Source organism: Streptomyces sp. NPDC005496 (assembly GCF_042872045.1).
Taxonomy (GTDB): Bacteria; Actinomycetota; Actinomycetes; order Streptomycetales; family Streptomycetaceae; genus Streptomyces.
The window spans coordinates 487,272-506,878 of record NZ_JBIAJQ010000004.1 but is presented as its reverse complement, the minus strand read 5'-3'; the positions used below and the strand labels follow the sequence as shown (position 1 = coordinate 506,878).

Here is a 19,607-nt window from a genome sequence, read left to right as displayed (position 1 = left end):
GCGTTTCTCGGCCTGGCGGTCCGGCAGGCTGAAGTCTGCAGGTGGCGCCCGGTGTCACGGAAGACCGTGACGTCGGGGAGCGGTTCGCAGTGGTCGGGATCAGACGCGAGCCGAGGTGGTCGTTGAAGGTCCGCATCGTCGGACTCCTGCAGGCCGAACGCGTGAAACCCCACATACGCGCTCACGCTCTGCCGCCGTACCAGCTCTTCCATGCCTGCTCCTTCGCCGCTTTGGACCAGCTCGTCAGCGGCGTGCCAGGTTCAGGCCGAGCCGGGCCTCGCTCCGGCGGGCCCGCTCACGACCGTGAGCAGGTCCACGATGAAGATCAGCGTCGAGTCCGCGGGGATCAGCGGAGAGGGTGACTGCCTGCCGTAACCGAGCCGCGGGGGAACGATGATCTCGCGTCGGCCGCCGACCTTCATCCCCCGCACTCCCCGGTCCCAGCCCTTGATGACCTTGCCGCCCCCTACGGCGAACTTGAACGGCTGGTCCCGGTCCCAGGAGGAGTCGAACTCCCTTCCCGACGCGAACGTGACCCCCACGTAGTGAACTTGGACGACATTGCCCGGCCGCGCCTCGGCTCCGTCCCCGACCACGAGGTCTCTGATCGTCAGCTCGGAGGGTGCGTCATCCTCCGGAACCTCGATGCTCGGCTTGGTCGGTTCGCTCATCACGGTCCCATCGCTCGTCACCGGGGCCCCTCGCACGGGCCGGCCGGACACATGGACGATCCATGCGGCAGGCGATCACGCTACCGGCGATGCCCATGCTCCAGGAGGAGGCCTGGCTGCGGCGGTACGCGGTAGCGAGGTTGACCGCCTCCCAGGAAAGGACTGGCCGGAGCCGGTTTCCCTGCCTCCGCGGGCACGGGCAACGGGAAACCGGTCGCCCGGGCGAGGATGCCGCGACCACATTGGGATCCGAGAGACCAAGCAGCACCATCGACCACGGGGAGACAACCATGCGTTTGAAGAAGTTCGCCGCGGCCGGGGCCGTCCTGGCGGCCACGGTGGCCGGAACGGTCGCCACGTCGGGTTCGGCACAGGCAGCCGGACACAACGGGGTCTGCGAGTCGGCCGAGATGTGCCTGTACTGGGGCGGCAACCTCAGCGGCTCCTTCCACGACTACTTCTACTCCACCAGCGACTTCGGCGGCGACGTCTTCCTGTCCGCCGGCTCCGGCAAGGGCGAACGGGTGAAGAACAACTCGGCGTCGGCGTACAACCGCTGGAGCCTGCTCGGCCGCGTCTACTACAACGAGAACTTCAGCGGCCCCTACGACGACGTGCCGGCCTACGGCTCGGTCAACCTCGTGAGGGCCTGGAACGACAACGCGTCGTTCAACTGGGTGTGACCACGGCACGTGGAAGCCGGCGGGGCTCGTCCGTTCCGGGCGGGCCCCGCGGTTCGCTCGCCCCCCCATGTGTGAGGCGGGGCGCCCATCCGAGTGCGGCACAAGTGAGGAGGGGGAGAGTCATGAACGCGAGGACGCTCGCCGCGGTTGCCGTGGTGATGGTCTGCGCCGTCGGCTGCTCCACCGCGGCGAACGGCGACGGAGGCCCCGGCCGCCCCGCAGTTGAGACGACGCCGACGGTTCTCGACCCGGCCCGGTTGCAACTGCCTCTGGAGCGCTATCAGTTCGACGACAAGGAGTGGGTCCGGCTGAACCGGGCGCAGAACCTCCTGGCCGTGGCGTGCATGAAGCGGTACGGCATCGAGTACCGGCCCCCGGCCGAAAGGCGGGCCACCGTGGTCCGTTCACGCACCGAGCGGCGCTACGGTCTCGCCGACGCGCGGCTCGCCCGTGCCAGCGGCTACCACCTGCCCGATGCCACACGGACCGCGCCCCCGAGCCCGCCCCGGCTGAGCGCGACTCAGTTGACCGTCCTGGCCGGACCGGCACCCGGCAGTGCTCAGGCGCGCGACCGGGAGCGACTCACCTACCGCGGTGCCGCAGTGCCGGACGGGGGCTGCATGGGCGAGGCCCGGCGCACCCTCGCGGGCAAGGGGCAGCTCGGCGATCCCGACGTCGTGCGGCGCATCGACAGTGACAGCGTGCTCAAGGCGTCCAAGGATCCGAGGGTGAGGCGGGCGTTCCGCTCCTGGGCGGCGTGCATGAGAGACAAGGGCCACGACTACCGGGATCCCTGGCAGGCCATCAACGACAAGGCGTTCAGCGGCACCCGTGTCTCCGACCGGGAGAAGACCGTGGCGAGGGACGACGTGTCATGCAAGCGGCGTACGAATGTGGTGGGCGTCTGGTATGCCGTCGATGCCGCCTATCAGAAGCAAATCCTGAAGGCGGGCGGTGACCGGGTCGCCCGGCTGGCCGCACGCAAGCACGATCAACTCGTCGCAGCAGACGGGGTGATCCGCGCGTCTGCCGACTGATCGGCGCCTCTCTCTCCTCACCGAACCCGCAGAAGCGGGCGTTGGCCTTCCTCCGGCCCCTCCGCCCCCTCCGCTCCAGAGCTGACCGGAAGGATTGCAGGGTCGCCCGCTTCCTCCGTCGTCCCCGTGCCTTCTGCAAGATCCCGCGGGGTCGGTTGACCTACGATGACGCGGTGAAGTTCGTGATGGTGCCCGGGGGTTGGCAGGGCGGATGGGTCTTCGACCCGGTGGCCGCCGAGCTGCGCCGCGACGGTCACCACGTCGAGGCGGTCACCTTGGCGGGGCTGGAGCCCGACGGCCCGCCCGACGTGGACCGTCCGCCGAACCTCGACACCCATATCGACCAGGTGGCCGAGCTCGTCGGCGGTGGTGACGGGACGCCCGTCGCGCTGTGCGGGCACAGCTACGCAGGCATGGTGATCACGGGTGTCGCGGACCGGCTCGGCGACCGCATCGATCAGCTCGTCTACATCGACGCCTACGTCCCGGACGACGGTGACTCGTGCTGGTCGCTGACCAGTGATCGCTTCCGCGAGATGTTCATGGCCGGTGCCCGCGCCGACGGTCGATGGGTGGCCGTTCCCGACGGGCTCGCCCCCCGCGCGCGACCACACCCGCTGGCGAGCCTCGTGCAGTCGATCAGGCTGACAGGCACCCCCGGCCCCGCGCCACGCCGCACCTTCATCAGTGGTGGTCCGTGGCAGGGGAGCCCGTTCACGACACTGACCGAACGGCTTCGGGACGACGAAGGATGGCGATACCTCGAGATCCCCGTCGGCCACAACATCGCCCGCCGGGACCCGCACCGCCTGGCGGTCGCTCTGGGCTCGTTGTCGACCAACTCGGCCTGATCAAACGCGCGTTCGCGCTCGCCGCAGCGGTGGGTCACCAGGTCGGGCACGGACGCGAGCCGTCTCGCATGCGGGCCCGGATGACGGAGCTCAGCGTCGGGGTGCCTCAGCCGCGGCGAGAAGGCGGTACAGGACGGGGACCGGGATCGCGGGGTTGGCGCTCGCCGAGGAGGCCGTGTCGCGGTCGTGCAACAGCCCCGCCAGGACGCGGGCCGGCAGCCGCGGGTTGCGCACCACAATGCCGCATACGTGGGAATCCGGGTCGTTCAGCAGCCGCACCGCGTCGGCCGGAGACAGCCGGGAGTCCTCAGCCGCGCGACGGCGCACTTCGGCTTCGGGATCCCGGGCCAGGCGGGCGACGTCGGCCGGTGTCGCCTCAGGGTCGTCCAGGACCAGCCGGCGCATGCGCCCGCTGCTGTCGGCGCTGTAGCGCAGCAGGCCCGCGCGGGGGAAGTTCGGGTGACTCCGGGGCCGGTCGGGGTGGCTGAAGCTGCCGTCCCACCATCGCCAGACCTCCAGCAGCAGGTCGGCCGGCGCGTCCTCGCACGACTCGGCGAGGAACAGGCGCACAGCTCGGTCCTCGTCCCGCGCCAGGCGCGCCACGACCTCCGGCGGGAGGTGCCGGGCTCGCGCCACGCTGCGGCGGACCAGCGGATGGCACGACGCGGCGAGACGGCGCATCGCGTCGGCGTCCCCGTGCAGGTCCTCCACCCAGGACAGGGTGTGCGACATCGACGTCGGGTCGAAGTCGTGGCGGACCGCGGCACGTTGCTCCTCGGTGAGGTCGGGGCGCAGCGCCACGGCGGAGCGGACCTCGTCCCGCGGGTCCTCGGCCAGTACGGCGACGCCGTGCGCGCTGAGGCCAGGGTTGGCGGCCAGTGCCCGACGTACCTCCGTGTCCCCGTCCCGGATCAGTTCCGCCTCCAACTCGGCTGCAAAGCAGCACCGTTCGAGCGCCGGCCGCGGGTCGGGCAGGGCGGCGAAGACCTCGTGAGGCATGGGTACGCCGGTGTGGTGGGCGAGCAGTGCGGCCGTTCGCACCGCGTGGTCGGCGTCCGTCGACAGCCGCTCCCGCAAGGGGGCGTCGAGGTCCTCCCACCGGGCACAGGCCGCCACCCGCACCCGGGTGTCCGCGTCGGTCGCGAGGCTCCGCAGGTACCGCGCGGGAAGTCGCGGGAGTTCGGCGGCTCGTGCGCGGGCCGGGCCCGCGAGGAGGTCGTCGTACAGGTCCTGGGGGAGTACGGCGTCCCAGGCCAGGGCATGCTCCGCCCACAGCACGCGTCGCTCGGGCGACGGCTCGGCGCGGATCAGGCGTACCCACTGCTCGGAAGTCAGCTTGGGCCGGAAGGTGTCGGCGGGCCTTGACCGCACCCGCGGGTCGGGGTGGTCCACGGCGGCGTCGAGGACTGCGGGGCGGTCGCATCCGTGCAGGAAGCCGTCTGTCACGTCCAGCAGCCGGATCAGCAGTTCGTCCGTCGCGGCCGGATTGGACCCGATGCCCTCCGCCCAGTGCAGAGGCCACGCACGTGAGCCGGGCACCGCCGTCCACACCTCGGCGCGCTCGCCCTGCGTCTCGCGCCCGGCGGCCTCGGCGACCTCGTCCAACTGCTCGGGCAGCCGGTCGAGGGCCGTTACCCGGGGCCCACCCGCACCGGGCAGTACCGCCAGCAGCACCTGACCGTCGAGGGAGAGCGCCACGAAGCCGGGATCGCCGGTCAGCTCCGGCACGCCGCCGACGTGCCGCACCCGCGTCCACCAGGAGTCGTTGCCGCCGATCCGGTGCCCGAGCACCGCCACCAGGAACTCGCCGTCGGCATCGCGGAGTCGGTCCCACCACGCGGCATCCAGGACCTCCCGTTCCGCGCCGTCCGGCGCCGCGATCCCCCGCGCGATCCGCCAGCCGGCCTCCGGAGGGAACAGGCCGCCCGGGCGTACGTCCTCCACGACCTCAACGCCGGCGCGGGTGAGTAGTGCGTGGAGTTTCTCGTGGTGCTGCATGTGGTCATGATCCGAGTCGCTCCGCGGTCGGACAAGATCCGTGGCCGGGGCCGAACCGGCCTTTGCCCGCCTCCGCTCCGTTCACTGCCGAGGAGTGCAGGACGGCCACCCGCCGTGCCGACTCCTCCCGACCGGTGGTCCATGGCTCCCGTCATCTCACCGCCACCCCTCCGGAGTACGTTCTTCCGGCGCCCCGCGGTATGTCGGTGCCGGGCTGTAGCGTGATGAGTTCGCCGGTCTTGACCGGGCCGGCGGCTCAGCACGGACTGCCATGGGGGTTGGCATGGACGAGCGATCGGACACGCGGGGAAGCGCTTTCGGAGCAGGGAGACCGGGCTCCGATGCGGCCGGGTTCGCCGTGCGGCTGCGGCAGTTGCGCCACGAGCGGGGCCTCTCACTGGCGGCTCTGTCACGCCAGGTGCACTACAGCAAGGGCTACCTGAGCAAGATCGAGAACGGCGCGAAACCGCCCACGGAGGACGTGGCACGCCGGTGTGACGACGTGCTGTCCGCCGGGGGAGAGCTGCTGCGGCTGTTACCGAGGGCCATAGGCGAAGGCGCCGCGGAGCGAGTCGTGACGGGAGAGGCCGAACGAAGCCCGTACCGGGGGCTGTCGGCTTTCACCGCCCAGGACACGGAGTGGTTCTTCGGCCGGGAACAGGCGACTGCCGCCCTGCTGGACCGGGTCTTCGAGCGCGTCGACCGCGGGCCGCTGATGCTGGTCGCGCCCTCGGGCTCCGGCAAGTCCTCGCTCCTCAACGCCGGTCTGATGCCCCGGATGCGTGGTGGGGCGCTGCCCATGGCCGGCTCCGCCCGGTGGCCGGTCGTCGTGCTGACACCCACCGCGCACCCTCTGCAGGAACTGCTGTACAGCGTGGCCAAAGTCCTCGGTACCGATCTCGGCGTCACCGCCGACGACGTGGCCCGCGACCCGCGCCTGCTGCTGCGGGCCGTGGACGCGGTCACCGGTGACGGGCCGGAGACAGCGCGGGGGGAGCGGTCGCCGCGCCACCGTCTGGTGCTGCTGGTCGACCAGTTCGAGGAGGTCTTCACCCTGTGCGCCGACGAGTCCGAACGGCGAGCGTTCATCCGGGTGTTGTCGGAGTCGGCAGCCGCGGAGCCGGCCGGGAGGCGGGCCACGGGGCCGGAGCCGCCGGCGGCCGTCGTGGTGCTGGGCGTGCGCGCCGACTTCTGCGGCCGCTGCCTCGAACACCCGGAGCTGACCGCGGCCTTCGCCGACGGCCTGTTCGTGCTCGGCCCCATGACGGTGGGGGAGTTGCGCACCGCGATCACCCGCCCGGCGGAGCGGGCCGGTCTGACGATGGAGAACGGCCTGGTCCAGCTCATCCTGCGTGACCTCCAGCCGTTCTCCGACCCCCGCACCGGTCCGGCCGACTCCACGCCGGCCCCGCGTGGCGCGCTCCCCCTGCTCTCCCACGCGCTGCTGGCCACCTGGCAGCACCGTGAGGGCCGCGTCCTGACCCTCGCCGGATACGAGCGCACCGCGGGCATCCGGGGAGCGGTCGCCCGGACCGCGGAGGACGTCTTCGCGCGGCTCCATCCGGGCGAACACAAGATGATCCGCCGCATGCTGGTGCGGCTGGTGCACGTCGACGAGGACGGCGGACAGACTCGGCGCCGGGTGGACCGGGCCGCACTGCTGGAGCAGCCGGACGAGGGGGAGGACGCCGCCCGGGCACTGGACGCGTTCGTCCGCGCGCGCCTGATCACCCTGGACAGCGACACCGTGGAGATCACCCACGAGGCGCTGCTGCACGCCTGGCCGCGCCTGCGCGGATGGATCGAGGCGGGCCGCGCCGGGATGCTCGTCCAGCAGCAACTCGCCGACGCCGCCGCGGAATGGGAGCGCGAGGCGCGGGATCCGTCGGTCCTCTACCGCGGCGGCCGGCTGGCCACCGTCCGGCTGTGGGCGGCCGAGGACGTGGACGGCGCGGCGGCACTCAGTCCCCAGGAGACGCGGTTCCTCGCGGCGAGCGAGGCGGAGGAGCGCCGTGGTCTGGAGCAGGCCCGGCGGCAGGGCCGTCAGCAGCGGCGGCTCCTGGCGATGCTGACCGTGCTGCTGGCCCTGGCCGTGACCGCCGGCGCCCTGGCGGTGCAGCAGCGCTCCAGCGCGCTGGAGAAGGGGCGCGTCGCCCGTTCGCAGGCCCTCGCCGTGGCCTCCACGTCACTGGCGGCCGGCCGGCCCGAGGAGTCCATGCTCATGGCCGCGCGGGCCTACCGCACGTCGCCGACCACGGAGGCCCGCGGTGCGCTGCTCAGCACGCAGGCCCAGTACTTCGCCGGCCGGTTGACCGGTCAGCACGGGCCGGTCAACGACGTGGCCTTCGACCCCGCGGGCAGGCGCCTTGCGACGGCCAGTTCGGACGGCACCGTGGCGGTGTGGCGGACCTCGGACCGCCGGCGGATCGCGACCGTCGACGGGTCCGGCCGGGTGCGGTCGGTCGCCTTCAGCGCCGACGGGCACCTGCTGGCGGCGGGCCGCACGGACGGCACGGTGCAGATGTGGGACACGGTACGCGGACGGACCGTGGCGACCGTGCGGGCGCACGCCGGGCGGCTGGGAGACGTCGTGTTCGAGTCCCGCGGCCGGCGCTGGGCCTCGGCGGGCGCCGACGGCCGGATCCGGCTGTGGAACGGCCTTTCGCCGCGGCCGGTCACCACCCTGACCGGCCACAGCGGAGGCGTCGACGCGTTGTCCTGGTCGCCCGACGGCCGATCCCTTGCCTCCGGGGGCGCCGACGGGACCGTACGTCTGTGGGACGTGGCCGGACACCGCGAGCCGGTGGTGCTCACCGGCCACACCGACGAAGTGCTGGGTACCGCGTTCAGCCCGGACGGCCGCACCCTGGCCACGGGCGGCGCCGACCGGACCGTACGCCTGTGGGACGTGAAGGGGCACAAGCCGGTCGCCACGCTCACCGGTCACGGCGACGACGTGAACGCCGTGGCGTTCACGCCCGACGGCACCACGGTGGTGAGTGCGTGCGGCGACGGAGCCGTGCGGCTGTGGGACGTGTCCGGCCGCCGTCTCACCACCACGCTGGCCGGACACACGGACTACGTGATGGGCGTGGCGGTCAGTCCGTCCGGCGCCCTGCTGGCCAGCGCCGGGTTCGACCAGTCCACCGTGATCTGGGACCTGGACCGCTCCGTGCTCACCGCGAGACCCTTCACCGAGGTGTGGAAGGCGGCCTACAGCCCGGACGGGACGCTTTTGGCGAGCGCCGACGCGGACCACACCGTCCGCTTGTGGGACGTGGCCGAACACCGGCAGCTGGCGGTGCTCAAAGGGCACCGGGGCTCCGTGTTCGCGGTGGCGTTCAGCCCCGACGGCCGCACCCTCGCCTCGGCCGACTCCGACGCGACCGTCCGCCTGTGGAACGTGGCGGAACGCAGACAACTGGGCGTGCTGAGAGGGCATTCGGGATCCGTGTTCGCGGTGACGTTCGCGCCGGACGGCCGCACCCTGGCGTCGGCCGGGTCCGACCACACCGTGCGGCTGTGGGACACGGCGACCCGTCGACGGCTGGCAACGCTGCGCGGCCACACGGACTTTGCCAACGATGTCACGTTCAGCGCGGACGGCCGGACCCTCGCCAGCGCCGGGGACGACTTGACGGTACGCCTGTGGGACGCGGCACGACAGCGCCCGCTGGGAGTACTGCGAGGACACTCCGGCGCGGTACGGGGGGTCGCCTTCAGTCCGGACGGCCGGACCCTGGCCAGCAGCGGAAACGACGGCACCGTACGGCTGTGGCGCACCGCGAACCGGCGCCTTGTGGCAACCCTCTCCGGCCACACCGGCGCCGTGCGGGGGGTCGCCTTCAGCCCGGACGGCCGCACCCTGGCCAGCAGCGGCAACGACCGTTCCGTACGGCTGTGGGACGTGACGGGACATCGGCAGCTCGCCGCGCTGACGGGCCACATCAACGCGGTGTGGGGCGTCGCCTTCGCCCCGGACGGCCGGACCCTGGCCAGCGCCGGCAACGACGGCACGGTGCGGCTGTGGGACCTCGACCTCGACGCCCGACTCGCCGCCGTGTGCCGGCTCGGCGGCACAGCCGACAGACGCGGACGAGGCGCCGCCGCCCGGCCGGGCGCCGACGCGTCCTGCGACGCCTGACGGCGCCGTGCCGCTGAAGGCGGTGGCGGGCAGGGGGTTTCCCGGAAGGGTTTCCTGTTTCCCGCCCCTATGGTCGACCCCGCGTCCCTGGACACGGCCGTCCAGGCCGAACCAGCCTTACGGCGAAGGCATCGCCACCGGGTACGGCACCGCACCGGACGACGAGTCCCGAAAACCGACCGACGGGGGAGACCACATGCGCACGCGCATCCGCGGCAAACTCATCACGATCCTCACCTTCCTCATGGCTCTGCCGGCCATGGTTCTGCTGGGCCCTCTCAGCGGGACCGCGTCAGCCGCCACACCACCCGCCCAGCGGGCCGCCGACACCTGCGGCGTGCTGGCACCGGGCGCCTCCGACGCCGCGGCCAGAGCGGTGGCGGCGGCCTGCACGCAGGTCGCCGCCGGCACCTGGTACAGCTGGGGCGGCGGCCACGGTGCCCAACCCGGCGCCACCTACGGCCAGATCGACCCCACCGATCCCGCCAGCGAACACGACCCCGAGCGCAAAGGCTTCGACTGCTCCGGCCTGGTCCGCTACGCCTACGCGCAGGCGGTCGGCTCCGACATCCTCAACGGCAGCGCGGACACCCAGTACTACAGCGTCCGCGCCGCCGCACGCTTCACCGCCGCCCAGGGCCAAGCGCCCTTGCTCCCTGGCGACCTGCTGGCCTACGGCACCTCCGACAACATCCATCACATCGCCATCTACCTCGGTGCGGGCAAGATGGTCGAGGCCAAGCAGTCCGGCACCCGCATCATGGTCAGCGAAGTGCGTCTGGGCGGTGACTACTTCGGCGCCCTGCGCGTCAACACCGGCCCCGTGACCGGCCATGTGCACCGCACCTGGGGCACCGGGGTGTGGACCCACGCCGAGGCTTCGACCCCCAGCCGGCGTGTGTACGCCTTCCCCGACGCGACCACGATCCGCGTCGAGTGCCAGAAGCACGCGGAGACGGTCACCGCCGAGGGCTACACGAACGACGTCTGGTCCTACCTGCCCGACTACCGGGCCTGGGTCACCAACATCTACATCCAGGGGCCGGCCTGGCTGGACGGGGTGCCCACCTGCTCCTAGCGCGGTCGGTCAGGGACACCGCTCCTGACCCCGGGGCACGGCACGTCCTGTGCCGGGCCCTGTGGCGTGAGCGGCCTCAGTGGTGCCGTGCCGCCCTCGCGTACCGGCGGGCCAGCGCGTGGAACGCCTCCTTCGGTTCCCAGTGCCGACCCGACTCCGGGTCGCCGGGGCGGTCCTCGATCGTCTTCACGATGCTGTAGCTCGCCATGTCGAGGTCCAGGCGCGGCTCCCGGCGGTGCGGGGCGTCGGGAGTGACGAAGGTGTACGCGTGCGCCGCGTACAGACCCATCGACTCGAACACCGACAGCACGTCGGTCAGATACGCCGCCTGGGTGCGCTCACTGCGCACCAGCCCGTCCTTGACCCGCGGGGGCTGCTGGTCGTAGTCGACGACGTCCCAGCCCATGCCGCCCAGCTCGGGTGCGCCCCTGTAGGTGCAGCAACCGAACTCCATGATGGCGAGCGGTTTGCCGAACCGGGTGTACCGGGACAGTTCCCGGACGTGGTCGCGGCGCTGCCGGAAGTAGCCGTAGTAGTCGATGCCGACGATGTCGAAGAGGCTCCAGTCGACGTCCTCGTCCTGCGCGGCGGCGTACGTCAGCCGCCCGTTGAAGACGGACCGGCCCACGGAGGCGGCGCGCGCGGTGAAGCGCCGCAGCAGGCGCGCCGTGCGCACCGGGTCGTAGTTGCCGGTGAGCAGGTTCTCGACGCGTTCGCGGACATCGGCCCCGGGGACGATGCCGGGCACGAACAGGATGAACTCGCAGCCGACGCTGAGGTGCACGCCGGCGCCCTGACGCCGCAACCGTTCGGCGTACCTGCCCGTCTCCGCCAGCTGGTCGAGGATCTCCCGCTGCGGGATGTCGGCCGGTGTCGGCTCCAGCCAGACGTGCAGTCCGCGCTCGGCGGCCTCGGCGGCCGTCGTGGTGAGTCGTCCGACGCCGTCGCCGGTGACCTTGACGGCACCGGCGTGCAGGTCCTGCCGGACGGCCCGGATGTCCCGGCGCATCCGCGCGGCGCTCCACGCGGTGCCGGGCGTCTCACCTTCTCCGACCTCGTAGACCACACCCCGGTGGGTCAGCCCTCGGCCGCCCCTGTCTCCTGCCCGCGGACCGCCTGCCGTGGCGACCGCCGAACCCGCCGGCAGTGCTGCCGCGGCGCCCGCCCCCGCCGCCATCGCCAGAAACCGGCCTCGAGTGATGTCCCGCATCGCGCCTCCCCGTCCCGTCGTGCCACCAGTGTGGGAAACGGCCCCGCCGCGGGGCGTCCGCCGATGGTCTACGGACGGCAGACGAAGGGAGGCGACCGCGCGACTTCCGGCACCACTGCTCGTCGAAGCCGGCAGCGCGGCGACATTCAGTGCGTGCGTCCCCCATGGGCCGATCGGTGCCTGTGAGGCGAGGGTGTCGAGGTCTTCGCCCGTGCCAGCGGTGCCCTCGGCGCGGGTCGGGCATCCATGGCCCCGCGAGGTCGGAATCCGGGGTTCGAGGGCTGTTTCTGCTCTCGCTCGCGCAGGAAAGGCAACCGGCCCGGTGCCGTCACGTCCTCGCTCACTGCTGCTGGTAGGCGAGGTCGGCCGCGGTGAGACCCTCCAGCGCCATGCCGAGCTGAAGGCCTTCGGCCATGCGGCGGCTGATGCGCTGGCGCAGGGTGACGGCAAGGTAGCGGGTGAGCAGCTGCGGCTTGGCGGCCAGATCCTCGGCGAGCTGCTGGGCGCGGGCCACGACCTCCTCCAGCGGGAGTACTTCGGCCACCGCGCCCCAGCGCTCGGCCTGTTCGGCGGTGAAGGAGCCCTGGGTCAGGGTCAGATGGCGGGCGCGGTTGACGCCGAGGGCCTCCTCCCAGGCGATCTGGATGCCGTCCCCGGGGACGATGCCGAAGGTCAGGTGGGGGAAGTCGGAGAAGACGGTGGTGTCGGCGGCGATGACGACGTCCGCCAGCAAGACGTACTCGCTGTGGACGGACACCGGGCCGTTGACCGCGGCGATGACGGGCATCTCCAGGTCGACCAGGCGCTGCAGCACACGCCGTCCCTCGGCCAGGGTACGGTCCCATTGGGCCGGCTTGGTGATGTCGCCCAGGCTGGCACCGTCGATGTCGGTCATGAACCGGTCACCGGTGCCGGTCAGCACCAGGACCCGGTTGTCGCGGTCCTCACCGATCTCGAACAGGGCACGGGGGAAGTCGGTGTGCGTCTGGCCGGTGAACGTGGCCGGACCGTCGTCGGAGTGGAAACGCAGCGTGAGTACACCCGACTCCGTACGGCTCATCGCCAGGTTCTTGAACGCCGTGAAGTAGGACGGGATCTGCTGGGACACGAGGGGCTCCTTGAAGGATCTCGGGCGGTCCTTCCGCCCTGTGCCCCTACTCAACTCCCGACACCGCTGCATGCATAGCGCCTGGCCAGAGGCCTTGCCGAGGGCTGCCATAAGAACCGGTGATGGCGCCGTGCGGAGCCTTGCCCCCGTACACCGGCGGGCACCAGGCGGCTTCATGCGGACCGCCCCGGAGAGGGCCGCACCACCAGGGACCCGCTCCGAGGCCGTGAGCACCACGCCTCACGGACAGCTACACCGCCGTGATCGTGCACGCGGCGCGAGGGACCGGCCGCGCCTGGCTCGTGATGCGATAGGAGCATGGAAATCCGAGCGATGCGCGCGTTCGTCACGGTGGTGGAAGAAGGGGGCCTGTCGGCGGCCGCCCGACGGCTGCACATCAGCCAGCCCGCCCTGTCCCAGACCGTGAGCGCCCTGGAACGCGAATTCGGTCAGCAGCTCCTGATCCGCTCCTCCACCGGCGTACGGGCCACGGAAACCGGTCTGGCGCTGCTCGCGGAGGTCCGTGCCGTTCTCGCCCGCTACGACCAGGCACTCGCGGTCATGGCTGCTCGCACCGGAGAGAGCTCGGCCACGCTCCGGATCGGCATCCCCCTGGAACTGCCGGCCGACCTGCTGTCCAAGGCACTGCTCGAACTCTCCACCGCCCACCCCGACATTAGGGTCCAGGCCCGGCACCTCTCCACCTCCGCGCAGATCACGGAACTGCACAAGGGCAGCCTCGATCTGGGCTTGCTGCGAGAGCGCCCTCAAGGTCAGGAGCTTGACGCGACACTGGTGGTCGAGGAGCGTCTGGGCGTACTGCTCGCTACCGAGCGTGCCGTCGAGCTCGCCGGACCCGACGGCATCCGCCTGGACGCGCTGAACGCACTTGCGTGGGTCGGCTTCCCCCGCTCCGGCAGCCCCGCCTGGTACGACGAGCTCACCGCCATCCTGCGCAGCCACGGCATCGACCCGGGCTCGCAGGTCCCCGACGGACAGCCGTTGATCGCCGAGGTCAAGCTCGCCTCCGTGAGCGCCGGACGCGCCTTCACCCTGGCGCCGCCGGGTTGGTCCCAACCTCTGCCGGACACCGTCACCTGGTTCCCGCTGGTCGGTCACCCCGTCGTCCGGCGCACCTGGGCCGTGTGGAACGCGGGCTCCCACCGCCGGGATCTCGGCCACTTGGTCGCCGCCTTGGACCAGCCGGCAACGAAAACGCCTATGAGCGGGACGAGTTGAGAGGCGGATCTCGCAACCGTCCTTGCCGTGCGGAGTCCGGAGCAACGGGGCTGACGTGTCGTAACTGCACCGTGCGGCCTGGACGGAAGACGCTGGTGACCCCGGTCCCCGGTCGGTCCCCGGTCGAGGGCAGGTGGCGGGGGCGTATGTCCTTCTCCCTGCGAGGATGAGGAAGGCAGACAGCGAACGGCAGGAAGGGACCGCGTGAACGAGGTACAGGAAGGACTCTGCTTCATGGGTCCCGCCGTGGTGAGCGTGTTCGTCATCGGCGCGGGCGACGAACCGCTGCCCCCGGAGGCCTTCCACCTCGCCGGACTCGTGCCGGACGAGGTGCGCCCCTTCGTGCTGGGTGAGCAGCCGGAGGTGATCGCGGCACACGGGCTCCTGTCGTACGACCTCACCTTCCATGACACCTCTCTCACCCTTTCCAGGTACACCTGCGAGGCCCTGCGGCGCCTGTGCGCGGATGGCTCAGCGGTGGCCTGGGCCTTCGAGGGGTCGTTCCACTACGACCACCTCCTCACCGAGGACATCGCGTCCTCGGTGTACGGACACTGCGCGAGCGGCACCGAACCGGTGGTCGCCTGGGACTTCGCCACGCTGCGCGGCACGGCCTGGAAGGGGCGGGTGGCGGAAACCCGCGCGGCCCTGGAAGAACTGCTGCGTCGGCCTTGAGCACTCATCCCGGCGCCACGAAGTCCCAGACCGGGCGTCCAATGTTTGATGGCATGCCGGGCACCGCTACGGGGCGCCAGTCCGGTCCCGCGTCACCGGATCGGCCACCCCCTTTCGTCTCGGCGTAATCCTGAATCCTGTGGCGGGTAGGGCGACAGGACCCCTTCCTCTAGAGTCCTGCGCATGGACATGCGCAGGATCATCGCGGTGCTGACCGAGGAAGCGGAACGGCAGGTCCAGGACCAGGTGTGGAGAATGGCGCCGGGCGAGCGCGCACTCGCCCACGAGGCCGAGGCCGGCCTGCGCGACGCTGTCGGCCCACCTGAGGTCCAGGAGGCCTTACCGGACATCGAGCGGCTCGAACACCTGCGGGAAACGCTCGCGGTGCTGGCCATCTCCCTCGCGCGCACGCACGGGCGTCTGGCCTGGTTCCTCTCCGGCGCCCTCAACGCACTCGAGCCGGTTCTGCGCTGGCGCGCCCTGCCCGCTGACGGCGGTGGCACCTTCGGCACCGTCCTGCCGAGTCCTGAGGAATACACGGAAGCGGAGGATGCCGTCCGCCGGCTCCAAGAGGCTCTCGCGCGGATCGCCGCCGAAGAGATCGACCTCGGGAGGGTGCGCCCGGATCGGCAGGCAGACGGGAACTGAGCGCCCTCTCCTGTCTCGGTGGCCGGGGGATCGGTGCATTCCGAACAGCGCGATGCCCAAGCCTGCCCGGCCTCGTCGCCGCGCTGGGCGGCGACCGCACGAGATCGCCCCGAACCGGTCCGGCACGCCACCAGCGGTGCTGAAGCATGAACAAAGCCGGACGGGGTAAGTGAACGCGGTTGGCCGAGGGAGGACCGCGACCTGGGGAGGTCGAACGCGTCCTTCCTCGGCCTCTTGCCTTCGTGACCTGCTGTTCGCCTGTGGCTCTGTGCGCCACGCCCCGCACGAGCAGGCGCCCGGCCCGATGAAGATGATCTCCGTCGAGCCGGGCGTGCCCGCCCTTCGCCCGGGACCCTCCTTACCGCAGTCGGGTCAGCCGCCTGCCTACTGGACGGCGCAAGGGCCCTCGTCCGAGCGGTCGGTCCTGTCTTGCCGGTAGGCCCCGCACGCCAACGCCACCTTGGGCCCCTGGTCCGACTGGCGCAGCAGGACCAGGGTCTTGTCCCGCGGAGGCATGTTGCTGCCCTGGCCGTAGGAGACGTAGCCGGTGGCACCGTCGAAGGTGATGCCGCTGCGCAGCGCGGTGAGCATGGCGTTGGGGTCCACGTCGCCCTGGCCGGATAGGGCCATGTCAGCCGCGCGGGACAGGACGTGGAAGGCGTCGTACGACACGGCGGAGTGGCCGTCGTCGCGCCAAGGGTCGTCCTTGGCGGCTCCCGGGACGAAATCGTCGTAGATGCTCACGAACTGCTTGGTCTTGTCGTCGGCGGCACTGTCGCCGGCCGGCATCCGATGCGCCGAGTAGTACAGCCGCAGCCAGGTCTTGTCGTTGAATTCGCCGGTGAGCGCGACGTTCGTCAGCTCATTGCCGCCCAGCATGGTGATGTCGCGGCGTGTGCATGTCCCCTGCGTGTCAAGGGCGTTGACGAAGGCGATGAAGTCGCGGGCACGTGCGGACCAGTAGACGATCGCCGGGTCGGAACCGCCCAGCGCGTCACAGACGGTCTCGGCGAGATCGTGGGCGCTCTTCATCTTCGGCGTGCCGGGGGGCGCCCCCGAGAAGTCGCTCGTCTGGGAGAAGTTGATGAGGTGAGTGGTGCCGCGGAAGTCACTGCGGAACTTGTCCGCGAGGCTCTTGCTGTACAGGTCCGCCGGGCTCTGGATCACGACGGCCCGTTCGGCCGGCTCGCACCCGCCCGAGGGGCGAGCGATGACGGGGGAGCGGGTGGCGAAGTTCGCCGCGATGCGCGCTTCGGCGCTGTTGAGCGGCGTGAACGGCCAGTAGTTGGCGCTGACCAGCATCTCGTCGGCGGTGGCGGTCGTGCCGATGACCGGAAGGCCGGCCTGCTCCAGGATCCTCAGAGCGTTGCGGGTGGCCTCCTTGCTCTGGGCGAAACCGAGTACGCCGACCACCTCCTCGTACGTCCTGCCGTCGGTGCCCAGGCTGCCTTCCCTGATCTGGCCGACGAGTTTCCGTGCCTGCTTTTCGGCGTCCGCGAAACCCTCGCCGCTCGGGCGTACGTCGACCCGCAGCGGTACCCGGGAATCGTCGGAGATCGCGTCGTCGTTGAGCTTGCGCTGCCACATGGCGATGCCGCGCAGCTCCGGAATGGTCCCGTCGAACAACGTGTCCGTTTTCGAGGTCGGACCGTTCGACGTGAACGCCACGACCGTACGCACCGTCTTGCCCTGCGCCGCGAAGTTCTCGGCCCTTCGGTTCTGGGCGCGGATCTCCGCCAGCGTCTGGTCGTACCACTGCTTGGGATGCAGTGGGATGGGCCGGCTGTACTTGCTTCCCGCGACCGGCATGTCGCCGGCGACGCACTCACTGTTCTGCGGCTTCTCCGGGATGAGGAGACGGGCCGCGCCGACTCCCACCAGCCCCACGGCCAGTGCGGTGCCGCCGGCCACACCGGCACTCATCACGCGCCCGCTGATGCGATAGGAGGCCGGTGACGTCGGGCGGATGAACAGCCCCTCCCGCGTGAAGGGCTCTTCCTTCAGCCGCACCCAGACGACGTCCGGGCCGGACTGGTGCAGCAGGCGTCCCGCCGAAGTGAGGCCGGACACGGCCGGACTGCCGAGGTCCGCCAGCAGTTGCTGCGAGGGCCTCCCGACCGCGATGACCAGGGGCCCCGGTGACTGGCCGGTGTTCCTGCGCTCGCGGTGAAAAGCCCGCAGGAAGCGCTCCACGGCCACGGCGCTCGGTCTCTCCGGCCGGGGCAGCGGCAGCAGTAACACGGGACGCGCGGTGCGGCGGCGTTGCAAAGGCCGCCACCTGCCGACCGCGGGTGCCTTCAGGTCCTCCAGCAGTGCCCGCGTCAGCAGCGCCTCCAGGGCGGCCAGAGATTCCTGGTGCCGGGGATGGTCCAGCGGCAGCACGAGCCGCGACATCTGCCGGTCGGCCACCTCGTCCATCACCGCGAACAGTGTCTCGGCGTCCCCGGTCATGCCCAGCATCCCGCCCAGCCACCGCTGACGGGCAGGGCGCAACAGGCGCGGCGCACGCACCATCCGCCGGGTCTTGCGCCGCTCCCACCACCAGCGCGGGAAGGTCCTGGTGACGCCGTGCCACAGGGAGCCGAGCAGCCAGCCACGCAGCCCGCCGACCGGTGGCGATTCACCACCGCCCAGCGCCCAGAGGAAGGCCTGCAAGCGCCCCTCGCGCCGCTGATGACGGTTGATGCGCAGCTGCTCGTGCGCGTGATCGCGCAGCGCGGCCGCCCCCGGAGCCTGCCGTTCCTCGGCGTGTGCGCGGATGTAGGCGACCGAGTCCCACAGTGGCCAGAAGCCCGGCAGCCGGTCGGGCGTCATGTGCCGGGGCATGCCGCGGCCCAGTCCGCGGGCCGCCGCGCCGGACAGGAGTGCGGAGCCGTCGTCGGCCGTCGGAAGGGCGTACGGCACGAGTTTCGCGTCCTGCTGACCGCGCAGCGCCCGCTCCAGCGCCTCTACGAGCCGCCGCACCCGGCGGTCGTACTCGGCGTCGTCCCCGGCGACGTCCAGGATCATCAGCGGAGGTGTGTGGGCGAGCATGTCGCGGTCGGCTGGTGACACCGCCTGACGGAACTCGCGGACGAAGTCGTCGGCACCCTCGTCGTCGGGAAACCCGCTCAAGTCATGGTGAGGCCCGGCCATGGAAGATCCCCCTCAAATCCCCCTGGGCAGGCCCCTTCTACCGGCCTGCCGTGACTGTACTGAGGTGCAGAGGTTACTTGCAGTACTCGCTCTCTCACGCTGCTTCACCGGAAGTGCTTCCGCGCAGGAGACAAGTCGACTGCTCGCGTCGAGCTCGGTTGACGCGCCATCACAGCCCTCTACTTGAAGGGCGTTTGCCTGCCCGCGGCCTCGACGAAGTCACGGATGAGAGGGGAGCGGCGGGACTCCACCCACGCCAAGGCCACCTCGGTGGGGCCGATGTCCTCCACCGGAAGCGCGATGACATCGGGCCGGGTGTAGAAGGTGGCGGTGGACAAGGGCAGGACGCAGATACCCGCTCCGGAGGCCACCAGCTCCAGCTTCTCCTCCACTTGGTGGATCACAGGAACGTCGGGACGTCTCCCGTCACGCAACTCCAGTGCCACGGTGCGCCACTCGGGTACGGCGTCGGGGTCCTGGAGCAGATGCTCATGAGCCAGGTCGCCGACGGTCACCGACGCACGGCCCGCCAGGCGGTGCCCGGCCGGGAGCATGACGACCCGGGGTTCCTCGAACAAGGGCCGCACCTGAAGGCCGCGTTGGTCGATGGGCAGTCGTACGACGCCGATGTCCGCCCTGCCGTCCAGGAGCACCGCCACCTGGTCGTCCCAACTGGTGCGCAACAGGCGCACGTTGACGCCGGGCCGGACAGCGGAGAAGGCGGCCAGGGCGGCGGTGACCGTGATGCCGGGCATGAAGCCGACAGTCAGCGTCGGGGTGCCCTGCGCCGCCGCCTCCACCCGCCGGAGCAGACCTTGCGCCGAGGCGAGCAGCGGGACGGCGTCCTCCAGCAACTGCCTCCCGGCCGCGGTCAGCAGCGTCCCGCGCCGGTCACGGTCGAAGACCTCGACACCCAGATCGTCCTCAAGGCTTCGGATCTGCCCGGGACAGCACCGGCTGCGCGATGTGCAGGCGCTCCGCCGCTCGTCCGAAGTGGAGCTCCTCGGCCACGGCCACGAAGTACCGGAGCTTGCGCAGATCAAGATCCACCCGGACTCACCGCTCACTTTCTCCGACTCCCCAAGACGACGGCCATGGGCGCCCGGTGTCCCGGAACGACTCCCCGATCG

General features: G+C 71.3%; 13 protein-coding genes and 1 pseudogene. 8 read left to right on the top strand and 6 right to left on the bottom strand.

The genetic code is table 11. The annotated features are described in order from the left end of the window. Positions 1–260: 260 nt before the first annotated feature. On the bottom strand, positions 261–671 hold the full coding sequence (locus ACFYQQ_RS14750; RefSeq protein WP_355788803.1) for an FKBP-type peptidyl-prolyl cis-trans isomerase: 411 nt from the start codon (positions 669–671) through the stop codon (positions 261–263). 290 nt (positions 672–961) lie between these two features. Here ACFYQQ_RS14750 and ACFYQQ_RS14745 point away from each other — a divergent pair, with 290 nt between their 5' ends. The 3 genes from ACFYQQ_RS14745 to ACFYQQ_RS14735 all read left to right on the top strand — a co-directional run bounded on the left by ACFYQQ_RS14745 (position 962) and on the right by ACFYQQ_RS14735 (position 3,242). Next, entirely contained in the window at positions 962–1,354 is a 393-nt protein-coding gene (locus tag ACFYQQ_RS14745; RefSeq protein WP_355788800.1) for a peptidase inhibitor family I36 protein, read from the top strand. Positions 1,355–1,476: 122 nt separating this feature from the next. After that, positions 1,477–2,391: a hypothetical protein gene (locus ACFYQQ_RS14740; RefSeq protein ID WP_355788797.1), complete on the top strand. Its 915-nt coding sequence runs from the start codon at positions 1,477–1,479 to the stop codon at positions 2,389–2,391. Positions 2,392–2,564: 173 nt separating this feature from the next. Beyond that, entirely contained in the window at positions 2,565–3,242 is a 678-nt protein-coding gene (locus ACFYQQ_RS14735) for an alpha/beta hydrolase (protein WP_355788794.1), read from the top strand. 90 nt (positions 3,243–3,332) lie between these two features. Here the strand turns inward: ACFYQQ_RS14735 and ACFYQQ_RS14730 are convergent, their stop codons facing one another. Then, a complete protein-coding gene (locus ACFYQQ_RS14730) occupies positions 3,333–5,240 on the bottom strand; it encodes a hypothetical protein (protein WP_388904686.1) in 1,908 nt (635 codons plus the stop codon). Positions 5,241–5,523: 283 nt separating this feature from the next. On the opposite strand from ACFYQQ_RS14730, the gene ACFYQQ_RS14725 reads away from it, so the two are divergent. Further along, a complete protein-coding gene (locus ACFYQQ_RS14725) occupies positions 5,524–9,384 on the top strand; it encodes a helix-turn-helix domain-containing protein (RefSeq protein WP_388904684.1) in 3,861 nt (1,286 codons plus the stop codon). Positions 9,385–9,580: 196 nt separating this feature from the next. Beyond that, positions 9,581–10,462 carry an NlpC/P60 family protein gene (locus ACFYQQ_RS14720; RefSeq protein ID WP_355791141.1) on the top strand — a complete coding sequence of 294 codons (882 nt, stop codon included), beginning with the start codon at positions 9,581–9,583 and terminating at the stop codon, positions 10,460–10,462. A 76-nt stretch (positions 10,463–10,538) separates the two neighbouring features. Here the strand turns inward: ACFYQQ_RS14720 and ACFYQQ_RS14715 are convergent, their stop codons facing one another. Both ACFYQQ_RS14715 and ACFYQQ_RS14710 read right to left on the bottom strand, forming a co-directional pair. Continuing rightward, positions 10,539–11,672 (bottom strand): abortive phage infection protein, encoded by a 1,134-nt coding sequence (locus ACFYQQ_RS14715; RefSeq protein WP_356165782.1) that lies wholly within the window; start codon positions 11,670–11,672, stop codon positions 10,539–10,541. 340 nt (positions 11,673–12,012) lie between these two features. Continuing rightward, positions 12,013–12,780, bottom strand: coding sequence for an enoyl-CoA hydratase/isomerase family protein (locus tag ACFYQQ_RS14710; RefSeq protein ID WP_355793755.1), 768 nt, complete (start codon positions 12,778–12,780; stop codon positions 12,013–12,015). A 318-nt stretch (positions 12,781–13,098) separates the two neighbouring features. On the opposite strand from ACFYQQ_RS14710, the gene ACFYQQ_RS14705 reads away from it, so the two are divergent. The 3 genes from ACFYQQ_RS14705 to ACFYQQ_RS14695 all read left to right on the top strand — a co-directional run bounded on the left by ACFYQQ_RS14705 (position 13,099) and on the right by ACFYQQ_RS14695 (position 15,342). Then, positions 13,099–14,019, top strand: coding sequence for a LysR family transcriptional regulator (locus ACFYQQ_RS14705; RefSeq protein ID WP_355793753.1), 921 nt, complete (start codon positions 13,099–13,101; stop codon positions 14,017–14,019). Between the two features lie 204 nt (positions 14,020–14,223). Further along, positions 14,224–14,694 (top strand): hypothetical protein, encoded by a 471-nt coding sequence (locus ACFYQQ_RS14700; protein WP_388904680.1) that lies wholly within the window; start codon positions 14,224–14,226, stop codon positions 14,692–14,694. A gap of 183 nt (positions 14,695–14,877) precedes the next feature. Next, positions 14,878–15,342: a hypothetical protein gene (locus tag ACFYQQ_RS14695; RefSeq protein ID WP_356165771.1), complete on the top strand. Its 465-nt coding sequence runs from the start codon at positions 14,878–14,880 to the stop codon at positions 15,340–15,342. 384 nt (positions 15,343–15,726) lie between these two features. Here ACFYQQ_RS14695 and ACFYQQ_RS14690 read toward each other — a convergent pair whose 3' ends face one another. Together ACFYQQ_RS14690 and ACFYQQ_RS14685 are read right to left on the bottom strand one after the other, a co-directional pair. Further along, the gene (locus tag ACFYQQ_RS14690; RefSeq protein ID WP_388904677.1) at positions 15,727–18,456 is read right to left on the bottom strand and encodes an ABC transporter substrate-binding protein; all 2,730 of its coding nucleotides are present in this window, start codon (positions 18,454–18,456) and stop codon (positions 15,727–15,729) included. Positions 18,457–18,656: 200 nt separating this feature from the next. Then, positions 18,657–19,527: pseudogene (locus ACFYQQ_RS14685) on the bottom strand (LysR family transcriptional regulator). Positions 19,528–19,607 lie beyond the last annotated feature (80 nt).

Excerpts from the sequence above, each read along its gene's own strand:
- ACFYQQ_RS14725 (WP_388904684.1), top strand. The coding sequence starts at position 5,524 with ATGGACGAGCGATCGGACACGCGGGGAAGCGCTTTCGGAGCAGGGAGA.
- ACFYQQ_RS14750 (WP_355788803.1), bottom strand. The coding sequence starts at position 671 with ATGAGCGAACCGACCAAGCCGAGCATCGAGGTTCCGGAGGATGACGCA.
- ACFYQQ_RS14745 (WP_355788800.1), top strand. The coding sequence starts at position 962 with ATGCGTTTGAAGAAGTTCGCCGCGGCCGGGGCCGTCCTGGCGGCCACG.
- ACFYQQ_RS14720 (WP_355791141.1), top strand. The coding sequence starts at position 9,581 with ATGCGCACGCGCATCCGCGGCAAACTCATCACGATCCTCACCTTCCTC.
- ACFYQQ_RS14695 (WP_356165771.1), top strand. The coding sequence starts at position 14,878 with ATGGACATGCGCAGGATCATCGCGGTGCTGACCGAGGAAGCGGAACGG.
- ACFYQQ_RS14740 (WP_355788797.1), top strand. The coding sequence starts at position 1,477 with ATGAACGCGAGGACGCTCGCCGCGGTTGCCGTGGTGATGGTCTGCGCC.
- ACFYQQ_RS14715 (WP_356165782.1), bottom strand. The coding sequence starts at position 11,672 with ATGCGGGACATCACTCGAGGCCGGTTTCTGGCGATGGCGGCGGGGGCG.
- ACFYQQ_RS14705 (WP_355793753.1), top strand. The coding sequence starts at position 13,099 with ATGGAAATCCGAGCGATGCGCGCGTTCGTCACGGTGGTGGAAGAAGGG.
- ACFYQQ_RS14730 (WP_388904686.1), bottom strand. The coding sequence starts at position 5,240 with ATGCAGCACCACGAGAAACTCCACGCACTACTCACCCGCGCCGGCGTT.